Origin of the sequence: Kitasatospora indigofera (assembly GCF_014655955.1) — a bacterium.
In the GTDB taxonomy this organism is placed as follows: domain Bacteria; phylum Actinomycetota; class Actinomycetes; order Streptomycetales; family Streptomycetaceae; genus Kitasatospora; species Kitasatospora indigofera.
Genome location: NZ_BNBO01000021.1, coordinates 76452 through 89063, shown reverse-complemented (window position 1 = coordinate 89063; position 12612 = coordinate 76452). Strand labels below are relative to the sequence as shown.

Annotated in this window: 11 protein-coding genes; 7 read left to right on the top strand and 4 right to left on the bottom strand. The window is 76.6% G+C overall.

The window, feature by feature from the left end; translation table 11 throughout:
* Positions 1-115 precede the first annotated feature (115 nt).
* A complete protein-coding gene (locus tag IE329_RS19460) occupies positions 116-1048 on the top strand; it encodes a hypothetical protein (RefSeq protein ID WP_190212197.1) in 933 nt (310 codons plus the stop codon).
* A 97-nt stretch (positions 1049-1145) separates the two neighbouring features.
* On the opposite strand, the gene IE329_RS19455 is transcribed toward IE329_RS19460, so the two are convergent.
* The 3 genes from IE329_RS19455 to IE329_RS19445 all read right to left on the bottom strand — a co-directional run bounded on the left by IE329_RS19455 (position 1146) and on the right by IE329_RS19445 (position 4359).
* On the bottom strand, positions 1146-2204 hold the full coding sequence (locus tag IE329_RS19455; RefSeq protein ID WP_229927593.1) for a prenyltransferase/squalene oxidase repeat-containing protein: 1059 nt from the start codon (positions 2202-2204) through the stop codon (positions 1146-1148).
* Entirely contained in the window at positions 2201-2959 is a 759-nt protein-coding gene (locus IE329_RS19450) for a class I SAM-dependent methyltransferase (RefSeq protein WP_190212196.1), read from the bottom strand. Before IE329_RS19450 ends, IE329_RS19455 begins: the two co-directional genes overlap by 4 nt.
* 92 nt (positions 2960-3051) lie before the next feature.
* Positions 3052-4359 carry a glycosyltransferase family 4 protein gene (locus IE329_RS19445; protein ID WP_190212195.1) on the bottom strand — a complete coding sequence of 436 codons (1308 nt, stop codon included), beginning with the start codon at positions 4357-4359 and terminating at the stop codon, positions 3052-3054.
* A 263-nt stretch (positions 4360-4622) separates the two neighbouring features.
* Between IE329_RS19445 and IE329_RS19440 the strand changes: the two genes are divergently transcribed.
* The 6 genes from IE329_RS19440 to IE329_RS19415 all read left to right on the top strand — a co-directional run bounded on the left by IE329_RS19440 (position 4623) and on the right by IE329_RS19415 (position 11332).
* The gene (locus tag IE329_RS19440) at positions 4623-5237 is read left to right on the top strand and encodes a TetR family transcriptional regulator (protein ID WP_073927489.1); all 615 of its coding nucleotides are present in this window, start codon (positions 4623-4625) and stop codon (positions 5235-5237) included.
* A 340-nt stretch (positions 5238-5577) separates the two neighbouring features.
* Positions 5578-6864 carry a prenyltransferase/squalene oxidase repeat-containing protein gene (locus IE329_RS19435; RefSeq protein WP_229927592.1) on the top strand — a complete coding sequence of 429 codons (1287 nt, stop codon included), beginning with the start codon at positions 5578-5580 and terminating at the stop codon, positions 6862-6864.
* The gene (locus IE329_RS19430; RefSeq protein WP_229927591.1) at positions 6861-7526 is read left to right on the top strand and encodes an SCO2322 family protein; all 666 of its coding nucleotides are present in this window, start codon (positions 6861-6863) and stop codon (positions 7524-7526) included. Before IE329_RS19435 ends, IE329_RS19430 begins: the two co-directional genes overlap by 4 nt.
* 100 nt (positions 7527-7626) lie before the next feature.
* Positions 7627-8730 carry an energy-coupling factor transporter transmembrane protein EcfT gene (locus tag IE329_RS19425; RefSeq protein WP_229927590.1) on the top strand — a complete coding sequence of 368 codons (1104 nt, stop codon included), beginning with the start codon at positions 7627-7629 and terminating at the stop codon, positions 8728-8730.
* Complete coding sequence (locus tag IE329_RS19420) at positions 8727-10376, top strand: ABC transporter ATP-binding protein (RefSeq protein ID WP_190212194.1); 1650 nt, start codon at positions 8727-8729, stop codon at positions 10374-10376. Before IE329_RS19425 ends, IE329_RS19420 begins: the two co-directional genes overlap by 4 nt.
* Positions 10316-11332: an ECF transporter S component gene (locus IE329_RS19415; RefSeq protein ID WP_373311237.1), complete on the top strand. Its 1017-nt coding sequence runs from the start codon at positions 10316-10318 to the stop codon at positions 11330-11332. The genes IE329_RS19420 and IE329_RS19415 overlap by 61 nt, the downstream gene beginning before the upstream one ends.
* Before the next feature lie 11 nt (positions 11333-11343).
* On the opposite strand, the gene IE329_RS19410 is transcribed toward IE329_RS19415, so the two are convergent.
* Complete coding sequence (locus IE329_RS19410) at positions 11344-12555, bottom strand: beta-ketoacyl-[acyl-carrier-protein] synthase family protein (protein ID WP_190212232.1); 1212 nt, start codon at positions 12553-12555, stop codon at positions 11344-11346.
* Between the last annotated feature and the right edge of the window lie 57 nt (positions 12556-12612).

The window sequence follows — 12612 nt, the reverse complement described above, 5'->3', positions numbered from 1 at the left end:
CTCGGGCGTTGGCCCTAGGCTCTTGGTCCGTTCGGGAGTTTTCCCGTCCGGTGACCGGTCCGGCAATCCGGACACGCAAGCTGCCGTCCACGACACACCAACGAGGGGAACGTTAGTGAATCTGCGCGCTCTCACCAGGGGAGACGCCGCCGTCGCAGGTGCGGCCGTCCTGCTGTTCATCGCCTCCTTCCTGCCGTACACCACCTTCGACGCCTGCTCCGGCGTCAAGAGCCCGACCTGCTACTCGGCCTCCCAGAACGCCTGGAACACGGGGCTGTTCCCGATCCTGCCGTCGGTGTTCCTGCTCGGCCTGGCCGCCGCCGCCCTGATCCTGGTGCAGCGCTTCCAGGGCCCGGCCGCGACCACCCGCCAGGTCCTCGGCCTGCGGCTGGACCAGTGGGGCATCGCCTTCGCGGTCGCCGCGCTCTGGACCGGCGTCTGGGCGCTCGGCGGTGGCGGTGACAGCTCGGCGTACGGTCACGGCTTCGGCGCCTGGCTGGCCGTCCTCGCGCTGATCGTGCTGGCCGGTGCGGCCGCCGCCGGCCCGCTGGTGCCCGCCCTGCAGGCCCCGCTCGTCACCGACAAGCCGGCCGTCCAGCCCGGCTACCCCGGCGCGGCCGGCTACCCGGCGCCCGGCGCGGCCCAGGGCCAGCCGCAGCCCGGCCAGTACGGCTACCCCGCCCCCGGCCAGGAGGCCGCGCAGCCGCCGGCCTACGGCCAGCCGCAGCAGGGCGGGTACGGCTACCCGACGCCCGGCCAGCCGCAGGACGCCTCGCTCGGCGGCCAGCCGGCCCAGCCGCAGCCCGTCCAGGCCCAGGCGGCGCCCGCCCAGGCCGCCCCGGCGGCGGACTTCGCCCCGTTCTGGTTCGCCGTCCCGGAGCAGCGCCAGCTGGCCCCGAAGGACAACCCGCACGGCGGCCCGGTCGGCGACCTCGTCCCCGGCACCTGGTACCTCGCGGTCGAGCAGCGCGGCGCGGCCCTGGTCGCCCAGCTGCAGGACGGCAGCCAGGGCGTGCTGAACGACACCTCGGGCATCCAGCGCGGCTGACGCCCGGAACACGAGTGGGGCGGGACCGGATCTCCGGTCCCGCCCCACTCGTGTTCCCGCCCTCCGCCGCGTCGCCGGGCCCGCGGGCCCGGCAGGCTCAGCAGCAGTCCTGCACCAGCAGCCCCGCGGGCAGCTGGTCGCCGCCGAAGACCGCGACGGTGGCCGGGTCGCCGCCCAGCGCGGCCACCGCGAGCAGCAGCGCCCCGGCCGTCCAGGTGGTGCGCTCCTCCGGCCAGACGGCGTCGTCCTCGAAGACGTACCCCGTCCAGTAGGAGCCGTCGGTGTGCCGCAGCCGCTGGATCCAGCGCAGGATTTCCACCGCGCGGTCGGACTCGCCGACCGCCCACAGGGCGAGCGCGAGTTCGGCGCTCTCCCCGCCGGTCACCCAGGGGCGGTCGCTGACGCAGCGCACGCCGAGGCCGGGCACCACGAAGCGGTCCCAGTCCCGTGCTATCCGCTCCAGCGCGGCCGGGCCGCGCAGCGCGGTGCCGAGCACCGGGTAGTACCAGTCCATCGAGAAGCGGTCCTTGTCGAGGAACCGCTCGGGGTGGCGGGCCACCGCGTGCCGCAGCCGCCCGGCGGCCAGCTCCCAGTCGGGCTGGGGCTCCTCCAGGTAGTCGGCGACGGCCAGCCCGCAGCGCAGCGCGTGCAGGATGCTGGACGAGCCGGTGAGCAGCGCCTCGTCGGGCGCGGTGCCGTCCTCGTCGAGCCGCCAGGCGATCGGGCCGCCGGGCAGCCGCAGGCCGACGGTGAAGTCCAGGGCCCGTCTGACCGTGGGCCAGATCCACTCCAGGAAGGCGTCGTCGCCGGTGCTGAGGTGGTGGTGCCAGACCCCGACCGCGATGTACGCGCAGAAGTTGGTCTCCTTCGACGCGTCCGTGACCTCGCCGTCGGTGTAGCCCGCGTACCAGGAGCCGTCCGGGTTCTGCCGGCCGGCCAGCCAGCGGTAGGCGGCCTCGGCGGCGGCGTGCTCCCCGGCGGTGTCGAGGGCCATCGCGGCCTCGGTGTGGTCCCAGGGGTCCAGGTGGTGGCCGGAGAACCAGGGGATGGCACCGTCCGGCCGCTGCTCGGCGAGGATGCTGCGGACGGTGGCGGCGGCCTGTTCGGCGTCCAGCACCCCGTCCAGCAGCAGGGCCTCCGGGACGGCGGCGGTCACGCGCCGGCCTCGCCGGCGGACCGGGCCGAGGGCCGCTGCGGCTTGCTCGCGTAGGCGACGAAGCTCTTGCCGATGACCGGGTTGAGGGCCTTCTCGGCGGCCTTGGTGAGGGTGCTGATCACCGGCGTGCCGACGATGTCCCAGACCAGCAGCTGGTGGTAGGCCTTGACCGGCAGGGCCTTGTCGTTGTCGACGCCGACCGCGCACTTGATCCACCAGTACGGCGAGTGCAGCGCGTGCGCGTGGTGGGTGCCGTACGGGGTGAGGCCGGCGTCGGTCAGCTTCTCCAGCAGTTCGTCGCCGCGGTAGATCCGGATGTGGCCGCCCTCGTTGGCGTGGTACTCGTCGGAGAGCGCCCAGCAGATCTTCTCCGGCAGCCAGCGCGGCACCGTGACGGCGAGCAGGCCGCCGGGCTTGAGCACCCGGAACATCTCCTGCAGCACGCCCTTGTCGTCGGGGATGTGCTCCATCACCTCGGAGATGATGATCTTGTCGAAGGACTCGTCCTCGAACGGCAGCGCCAGCGCGTTGCCCTCCACCGCCACCGCGGACGCGCCGGCCGGGGCCTCGCCCGCCTCCGCCATCGCCGCGAACCACTTCCGGACCTCGGCGATCTCCTCGGCGTTCTGGTCGAGGGCGACCACGTCGGCGCCGCGCCGGTAGCACTCGAAGGCGTGCCGGCCCCCGCCGCAGCCCAGGTCGAGCACCCGGTCGCCGGGGGCGAGCGGGAAGCGCGAGAAATCGACGGTCAGCACTGCGGGGCTCCCATTCCTTGGTACCAAACGTTCTTGACGTCACGTCACTCGGGCGACGTCACGGCCGGCGGTCGCCGCACGCGACCCGGCCGTCAGGCGACGTAGCGCCAGCCCGCGCCGGCCCTGGCCCGCTGCCCGGCACCGGTGGCGATCGCCGCCCGGTAGCGGTCCGCGGTCAGCTCGGCCGCCCGCTCCCAGGTGAACCGGGCCAGCACCCGTTCACGGCCGGCCGCGCCGAGCGCCGCCCGCAGCTCCGGGTCGTCCAGCAGCCGCCCGAGCGCCGCCGCCAGCGCGCCGGCGTCGCCCGGCGGCACGGCCAGGCAGGTCTCCCCGTCCGGGCCCGCCACCTCGGGGATCGCCCCGCCGGTGGTGGCCACCAGCGGTGTGCCGGTGGCCATCGCCTCGGCGGCCGGCAGCGAGAAGCCCTCGTACAGCGACGGGACGCAGGCCACCTCGGCGGAGCGGTAGAGGTCCACCAGCTCCTGGTCGGTCAGCCCGCTGCGGAACTCGATGTACGGCTCCAGGCCGAAGCGCCGCACGGCCTCCGCCACCGGGCCTTCGCCGCGCTGCTTGCAGACCACCACCAGGTGCGCGTCGCGCTCGGTGCGGACCTTGGCCAGCGCCTCCACCAGGTGCACCAGGCCCTTCAGCGGGACGTCCGCGCTGGAGGTGGTGACGATCCGGCCCGGCACGGCGGCGACCTCCGGGGAGGGCGACCAGAGCCGGGTGTCGGCGCCGATCGGCACCACCGAGATCGCGCCCGGGGCGGCGCCCAGGTGCTCGGCGATCTCGGCCTTCGAGGTGCCGGAGACGGTGATGATGTGGTCGAGCCGGGCGGCGACCCGGCGCTGCATCCGGGTGAAGGAGTACCAGCGGCGCAGCGAGAGCCGGCGCAGCCGGGTCGGGGCCGCGTCGAGCTCCAGCCGCCGGTCCACCGTGATCGGGTGGTGGATCGTGGTGACCAGCGGGAACCCGTGCCGCTCCAGGCCGAGCAGGCCGTAGCCGAGGGTCTGGTTGTCGTGCACGACGTCGTAGCGGCCCTTGTGCGCGGCCAGGTACTGCCGGGCGCGCAGCGAGAAGGTCAGCGGCTCGGGGAAGCCGCCGGTGCGCATGGTGGCGACCTCCAGCACGTCCACCGGCCCGCGGTACTCCGCGAGCGCCGGGGTGCGGAACGGGTCGTCGGCGCGGTAGAGGTCCAGGCTCGGCAGCTCCACCAGGCGCACCGAGCCGGGGCCGGGCACCTCGTCCAGCACCGGGTAGGGCTGCGAGCCGATCACGTCCACGTGATGGCCCAGCCGCGCCAGCTCGCGGGACAGGTGCCGGACGTAGACGCCCTGACCGCCGCAGAACGGGTCGCCGCGGTACGACAGCAGGGCAATCCGCAGCGGCTGCGCGGTCATCCTCGGCCCCTTATCTCTGCTGCTCGGGTCTGCTTCACTGCTCCGGACCGGGGGCGGCCCACGGCGCTAAAGTAGATCAGGTTTCACTGTGGCGTGGAGTTCGTCATTGAGCATGTGAACAATGAGAGACCTTGAAGATACCGGCCCGTAGCTTGTGGTTCCGAGCCGGGGAAGGTGATTCACGCCACGCCCGCGAGCCGCCTCGCGACCCGTCCTGCGACCGACCTCGCGACCCACCGTGACCTCGCGCCCTGGGGGCCCTCTTGCCGACCACCACGCCCGACCCGGCCACCACCCCGCCGGCCGGCCTGCCGCTCACCGCGCGGCAGGCCGAGCGCCGGCTGCGGATCCTGCGCGCCGCCACCGCGCTGGCCGGCCGGGGCGGGTACGAGGCGGTGCAGATGCGCGAGGTCGCGGACGGCGCGCAGGTCGCGCTCGGCACGCTGTACCGCTACTTCCCCTCGAAGGTGCATCTGCTGGTCGCGGTGATGCAGGAGCAGCTCCAGCAGCTGCTGGAGCAGGTCAGGCGCCACCCACCGGCCGGGGAGGACCCGGCGCTGCGGGTCGCCGAGACGCTCACCCGGGCGTTCCACGCGCTGCAGCGCGAACCGCTGCTGGCGGAGGCGATGGTCCGGGCGCTGTCCTTCGCCGACCGCTCGGTCAGCGCCGAGGTCGACCGGGTCAGCGGGCTGACCGCGCAGATCATCCTGGACGCGATCGGGCAGGCCGGCCCGCCCAGCGAGCAGCAGCGGGCGGCGGTCCGGGTGATCGAGCACACCTGGCACTCCGCGCTGGTCTCCTGGCTGTCCGGCCGGGCCTCGATCGCCGAGGTCCGGGCCGACCTGCGGACCGCCGCCCGGCTGCTCGCCCTGCCCTGACCGGGCCGCGGCGGGCCCGCCCCGGGCGATAACCGGTTCTTGTTCGCCCCGGCCCGGCGGCGCAGGCTGCGACCGAGCCCACACCGCATCGGCACACCGGCGCCGGAGGCTGCGGCTAGAGTCGACGGGCACCACCACAACTGCATCCGCCGCCCTCCGGGGAAAGCCGGTGCGACACCGGCGCTGACCCCGCAACCGTGAGCCCGCGCCCAGGCGCCGGGCGAGCCGGACCGCCCGGGGAGCGGCGAGCGGCCCGGCCGGGCGTCCGCCCGGCACCGTCGAGGTCTACGGACGGCCCCTCCCGGGGCCACCCACCGCTCATCGAAAGGCTCCACCCACCATGCTGACCGCCGCCCGTACGGGCGCCGCCGTGCTGTCCGCCCTGCTGCTGGCCGGCACCGCCGCCGCGCCGGCCCTCGCCGACAGCCCCTCGCCCAGTGCCACCGTCGCCGTCCCGAGTGGGCTGTACGGGCAGGGCGACCCGACGTACGACGGCGTCTGGCGCCAGTCGCTGGCCCTGGCCGCGCTGGCCGCGGTGAAGGCCGTCCCCGCCGACAGCGCCGTCGGGTGGCTGACCGGCCAGCAGTGCGCGGACGGCGGCTGGCCGTCCTTCCGCGCCGACACCGCCGCCGCCTGCGACGCGGCCACCGAGGACAGCAACGCCACCGCCGTCGCCGTCCAGGCGCTGGCCGCGCTCGGCGGGCACCAGGACGCGGTGGACAAGGGCGTCCAGTGGCTGAAGGCCAACCAGAACGCGGACGGCAGCTGGGCCTACAACCCCGGCAACCCCGGTGACGCCAACTCCACCGGCCTGGCCGTCACCGCGCTGATCGCCGCCAAGGCCGACCCGGCCACCGTCGCCAGGTCCGGCCGCAGCGGCTACGACGGCCTGGCGCTCTTCCAGCTCGGCTGCGCCGCGCCCGCCGACCAGCGCGGTGCCTTCGCCTACCAGCCCGACCCCGCCGGCGCCCTGGCCGCCAACGCGCTGGCCTCCGCGCAGGCCGCGCTGGGCGCCGCCGGCGGCCGGCTGCCGGTGACCAACACCAACACGGTCGACGCCGCGCCGAAGGCCCTGGCCTGCCCGGCCGGCGCCGCCGCGCAGCCCGTGCCGCGCGCCGACTCGGCCGAGGCCGCCGCCGCGTCCCTGACCGACCGGCTGGCCGCGGGCGAGCAGCACCTGATGCTCACCCTGCCGGGCGCGACCCCCACCCCCGACTGGACGGCGACCGCCTGGGCGGTGCTGAGCCTGGTCCAGTCCGGCCACGCCAAGCAGGCCACCGGCGCCGTCGACTGGCTGGCCGCGCAGGGCAGCACCTGGACGAAGGGCGGCACCGACGCCTCCGCCACCGCCACCCTGGTGCTGGTCGCCAAGGCCGCCCAGCGCGACCCCTCGAACTTCGGCGGCACCGACCTCGTCCAGCAGCTGACCGCGGCCGGCCCGGCGCTCAAGTCGGGGCCGTCCTCCGCGACGGCGGCCGCCACCACCGCCAACAAGGACGACAAGGGCGGCGTCTCCACCCTCTGGGTGATCGGCGTCGGCCTGCTGATCGGCGTCGGCGGCGGCCTGCTGCTGAGCCTGCAGCGCCGGCGCGGCGCCCAGGGCTCCGCCGGGAAGCCCGGCAAGTGACCCGCCGGGCACACCCGCGGGCGGTGGCGGCCGCGCTGGCCGCCACCGCCCTGCTGGGCCTTCTCGGCGTCCTCGCCGCCGCCCCCGCGCACGCGACCGGCTACCGCTACTGGTCGTTCTGGAAGTGGTCCGGCGGCGCCTGGGCGTACCAGCAGCAGGGCCCGGCCGGGTACGTCCCGCCGGACGGCTCGGTGGACGGCTGGCGCTTCGCGGTCAGCCCGGACGGCGGCCGGGACGCCGCCCGCCCGGGCGCGCCGGGCGACTTCGAGGCCGCCTGCGCCGCCACCGCGGCGCAGGCCGGCCGCAAGCGGATCGCCGTCGTGCTCGACTTCGGCACCGCCGCCGACGCCCCGCCCGGCGCCCTCGCGGCCGGGTCCGCACCGCCCGCGGCGCGCACGGGCTGCGCCTCGGTGCCCACCGGTGCCAGCTCCGCCGAGGTGCTGGCCGCCCTGGCACCGCCGCTGCGCTACGACGGCGCGGGCATCCTGTGCGCCATCGCCGGCTACCCGGCGGCGGGCTGCGGCGAGGCACTCGCCGGGACGGCTCCCGCCCCGGGCGGCCCGGACGGCTCCGCCGGCCCGGACCTCGGCCTGATCGCGGGCGGCGCCGCCGTCGCGGTGCTGGCCGCCGGGGCCGTCTGGCAGGCCCGCCGGCGCCGCTGACCACCACCGGCCGGCCGCCGCGCAGCGCCGCGTCCCGTCCGGTCCCGCCCGACCACCCGCCCTGCGCCCGCCGACCGCGCCCGCCGACCAGGAACCCGCCGTGACCTCACTCCGACGCACCCGCCCGGCCGCCGGACCACGCCACCTGCACCCCGGGGCGTGGTGGCTGTGGGCACTGGGCCTGGCGGCGGCGGCCTCCCGCACCACCAACCCGCTGCTGCTCCTGCTGATCATCGCGGTCGCCGGGTACGTGGTCGCGGCCCGGCGCAGCGACGCCCCCTGGTCGCGTTCGTACGGGACCTTCCTCCGGCTGGGCCTGCTGGTGCTCGGCATCCGGCTGCTGTTCGCCGTGCTGCTGGGCTCCCCCGTCCCCGGCACCCACGTCGTGTTCACGCTGCCCGAACTGCCCCTGCCCGCCTGGGCGCAGGGCGTCCGGGTGGGTGGCAAGGTCACCGTCGAGGGTCTGCTGTTCGCGCTGTACGACGGGCTGAAGCTGGCCACCCTGCTGATCTGCGTCGGCGCCGCCAACGCGCTGGCCAGCCCGGCCCGGCTGCTGCGCGCCCTGCCCGGCGCGCTCTACGAGGCCGGGGTCGCCGTGGTGGTGGCGATGACCTTCGCGCCGAACCTGGTCGCGGACGTGCAGCGGCTGCGGGCCGCCCGCCGGCTGCGCGGCCGCTCCGACCGGGGGGTGAAGGCCCTGCTGAGCGTCGGACTCCCGGTGCTGGAGGGCGCGTTGGAGCGCTCCGTCGCCCTGGCCGCGGCGATGGACACCCGGGGGTTCGGCCGCACCGCCGACGTTCCCCCCAGGATCGCCCGGACCACCGCCGCGCTCACCCTGGCCGGCCTGCTCGGGGTCTGCGCCGCCGCGTATGGGCTGCTCGGCTCGGCCGGCACCGGCTGGGCGCTGCCGGTGCTGGCGATCGGCCTGGCCGCCGCCGGCGCCGGGCTGCTGCTCGGCAGCCGGCGCGCCGCCAGGACCCGCTACCGGCCGGACCCGTGGGCCTGGCGCGAGTGGGCGGTGGCCGGGTCGGGCGTGCTGGTCGCCGTCCTGGTGATCAGGCTGGCGGCGCTGCACCCGGCCGCCTTCGCCCCCTCCTTCGTCCCGCTGACCGCGCCGACCCTGCCGCTGGCCGCCGCGCTGGCGGTGCTGGTCGGCCTGGTGCCCGCCGTCGCCGCCCCGATCCCGCCCCGGAGTGCCTCATGATCACCTTCGAGCAGGTCTCGGTCAGCTACCCGGGCGGCGCCGCGCCCGCCCTGCACGGCCTCGACCTGACCGTCCCCGAGGGCGAACTCGTCCTGTTGGTGGGCCCGTCGGGCTCCGGCAAGTCCACCCTGCTGGGCACCGTCAGCGGCCTCGTCCCGCACTTCACCGGCGGCGTCCTGCACGGCCGGGTCACCGTCGGCGGCCGCGACACCCGCACCCACCGCCCGCGCGAACTCGCCGACCTGGTCGGCACCGTGGGCCAGGACCCGCTCGCGCACTTCGTCACCGACACGGTCGAGGACGAACTCGCCTACGGCATGGAGTCGCTGGGCCTGGCGCCGGAGGTGATGCGCCGCCGGGTCGAGGAGACCCTCGACCTGCTCGGGCTCGCCGAACTGCGCGGCCGGGCGCTCACCTCGCTCTCCGGCGGGCAGCAGCAGCGGGTCGCGATCGGCTCGGTGCTGACCGTCCACCCCAAGGTCCTGGTGCTGGACGAACCGACCTCCGCCCTCGACCCCGGCGCCGCCGAGGAGGTGCTGGCCGTCCTGCAACGGCTGGTCCACGACCTCGGCACCACCGTCCTGATGGCCGAGCACCGCCTGGAGCGGGTGGTCCAGTACGCCGACCAGGTGCTGCTGCTCCCCGGCGGCGGGCGGGCCCCGGTGCTGGGCGACCCGGCCGAGGTGATGGCGCACTCCCCCGTCCGCCCGCCGGTGGTGGCCCTCGGCCGGCTGGCCGGCTGGTCCCCGCCGCCGCTGTCGGTCCGCGACGCCCGGCGCCGGGCCGCCCCGCTACGGGCCCGGCTGGACGGCCTGCTGCCGCCCGGCGCCTCCGCCGGCCCGCCCGGCCCCGCCGGGGACCCGCCCGCCGGGGAGCCGGTCGCCACCGTGCGGCGTCTGGTCGTCCGGCGCGGACCGGTGCCCGCCCTGCGCGGCGTCGACCTGGCACTGCACGCCGGCACGATCACCGCCCTGATGGGCCGCAACGGCGCCGGCAAGTCCACCCTGCTCGGCAGCCTGGCCGGCCTGCACGCCCCCGGCTCCGGCACCGTCCTGGTCGGCGGCCTCACCCCGCACCAGGCCCGCCCCAAGGACCTGGTCCGCCGAGCCGGGCTCGTCCCGCAGGACCCGCGCGACCTGCTGTACGGCGAGAGCGTCCGGGCCGAGTGCGCGGCCGCCGACCAGGACGCCGGCGCCGGGCCCGGCAGCTGCCGGGCGCTGGTCGAGCGGCTGCTGCCCGGCATCTCCCAGGACACCCACCCGCGGGACCTCTCCGAGGGCCAGCGGCTCAGCCTCGCCCTGGCCGTGGTGCTGACCTCCCGGCCGCCCCTGCTGCTGCTGGACGAACCCACCCGCGGCCTGGACTACGCGGCCAAGGCCCGGCTGGTGGAGATCCTGCGCGGGCTGGCCGCCGACTCGCACGCCGTCCTGCTCGCCACCCACGACGTCGAACTCGCCGCGGCGCTCGCCCACCGCACGGTGATCCTGGCCGACGGCGAGATCGTCGCGGACGGCCCGACCCCGGAGGTCGTGCTCTCCTCCCCCGCCTTCGCCCCCCAGGTCGCGAAGATCCTCAGCCCGTCGCCCTGGCTGACCGTCGAGCAGGTCGAGCAGGCGCTGGCCGGCACCGCGGGCGGCCCGGCATGAGCGGCGGGCCGACGCCCGGCGGCGCCGCCGGCCCCCGGACCACGAAGGCGGCTCTCCCGGCCTCGGCGGCCACGGCGGCCGCCGCCGACCGGGCCAGGCTGGCCCGGCCCGTCCCGCTCGGCCGGCGCTCGGCCGGCACCCTGCTGCTGATCTCCGCGATCGGCCTGGTCGCCTTCGGCTGGCCGCTGCTCGCCGCCACCGACTCCGCCCTGGTCGGGCACGCCGCCGACGCCCCCTGGCTGTTCGCCCTGCTGCTGCCACTGCTGCTGGCCGTGGTGGTGGCCCAGATCTCCGAGGGACGCTCCGCCGACGGCGAGCCCGGCCTGGACGCCAAGTCGGTCGCCCTGCTGGGCATGCTGGCGGCGGCCGGCGCGGCGCTGCGGCCGCTCGGCGCCGGGACGGCCGGCCTGGAGCCGATGTTCTTCCTGATGGTGCTCTCCGGCCGGGTGCTCGGGCCCGGCTTCGGCTTCGTCCTCGGCTCGGTCTCGATGTTCGCCTCCGCGCTGCTGACCGGCGGCGTCGGCCCGTGGCTGCCGTTCCAGATGCTCTCGATGGGCTGGGTCTGCCTGGGCGCGGGCCTGCTGCCCGGCCCCGCCCGCCTGCGCGGCCGCCGCGAACTCGCGCTGCTGGCGGTGTACGGCGCCTGCTCCGCCGTCGGGTACGGGACGATCATGAACCTCCAGGGCTGGCCGTACATCGGCGGCCTGTCCAGCTCGGTCTCGTTCGAGGCCGGCGCACCGCTGAGCGAGAACCTCCCCCGCTTCGTGGCCTACTGCCTCACCACCTCGCTCGGCTGGGACCTCCCGCGCGCCGCCCTCACCGTGGTGCTCTGCCTGACCCTCGGCGGGCCGGTGCTGCGCACCCTGCGCCGGGCCGCCCGCCGCGCCGCCTTCGGCGCCCCGGTCGTCTTCACCGGGGCACCGGAGGACGGGGACCACGGCACGACGGCGGGCTGACCCGCCCGGGGTCAGCCCGCCGCGGTGAACACCAGCGAGGCGTTGTGGCCGCCGAAGCCGAAGGAGTTGACCAGCGCCGCCCCGGCCACGCCCCGGCGGGGCGCGCCGGCCACCACGTCCAGTCGCACCCGGGGATCCTGCTCCTCCAGGTTGCGGACGGCGGGCACGACCCGCTCGCGCAGCGAGAGGACGGCGGCGACGGCGCCCAGCGCCCCGGCCGCACCGAAGAGATGACCGGTCATCGACTTGGTGGCGGTGACCGCCGGACGACTGCCGACCGCCTCCTCGATCGACCCGGCCTCGGTGAGGTCCCCCAGCTGTGTGGAGGTCGCGTGCGCGTGCACCTGCCCGATCCCGGCCGGTCCCAGCCCGGCGGCCGCCAGCGCCAGCCGGATCGCCCGGACCTGACCGTCCTGGTGCGCGGCCGTGATGTGGTGGGCGTCCGAGGTGACGCCGGCGCCGGCCAGCACCGCGTGCACCCGGGCGGCGCGGGCGGCGGCGAACCCGGCCCGCTCCAGCACCACCAGGGCGGCCCCCTCGCCGATCACGAACCCGTCCCGGCCGGTGTCGAAGGGCCTGGAGGCCCGCCCCGGCGCGTCGTTGCGGGTGGAGTGCGCCCTCGCCTGGGCGAATCCGGCCAGCGGCAGCGGGTGGATGCAGGCCTCGGTGCCGCCGGCCACCACCACGTCCGCACGGCCGAGGCGGATCAGGTCCAGCCCCGTCGCGATCGCCTCGGCGCCGGACGCACAGGCGCTGACCGGGGTGTGGGCGCCGCCCCGGGCCCCCAGCTCGATGCTCACCCAGGCCGCCGGCCCGTTCGCCATCAGCATCGCAACGGTGTGCGGGGAGACCTTGCGCACGCCCGAGGCCTCCAGGACGTCGTCCTGTCCGAGCATGCTCAGGGCGCCGCCCGTCCCGGTGCCGATCACCACCGCCAGCCGCTCCGGCTCGACGCCGGGGCGCCCGGCGTCCGCCCAGGCCTCCCGGGCGGCGACCAGCGCGATCTGCTCGCAGCGGTCCAGCCGCCGGGCCTGCACCCGGTCCAGCACCTCGGTGGGCTCGACCCGCAGCCGGGCCGCGATCCGCACCGGCAGCGCGGCGGCCCAGTCCTCCTCGACGGCCGCGATCCCGGACTCCCCGGCCAGCATCCCGGCCCAGGTCGAGGGGACGTCCCCGCCGAGCGGCGTGGTGGCCCCCAGCCCGGTCACCACCACGTCCTCCATGTTCAGCCTCACCACAAGAACCCCCTTGTCGAAGTGATACACATCACGCACGACCGC

What these genes read in the sequence shown, in the direction of transcription:
- IE329_RS19445 (WP_190212195.1), bottom strand. Translation starts at nt 4,359, where the DNA reads ATGACCGCGCAGCCGCTGCGGATTGCCCTGCTGTCGTACCGCGGCGAC.
- IE329_RS19435 (WP_229927592.1), top strand. Translation starts at nt 5,578, where the DNA reads ATGCTGACCGCCGCCCGTACGGGCGCCGCCGTGCTGTCCGCCCTGCTG.
- IE329_RS19420 (WP_190212194.1), top strand. Translation starts at nt 8,727, where the DNA reads ATGATCACCTTCGAGCAGGTCTCGGTCAGCTACCCGGGCGGCGCCGCG.
- IE329_RS19410 (WP_190212232.1), bottom strand. Translation starts at nt 12,555, where the DNA reads ATGGAGGACGTGGTGGTGACCGGGCTGGGGGCCACCACGCCGCTCGGC.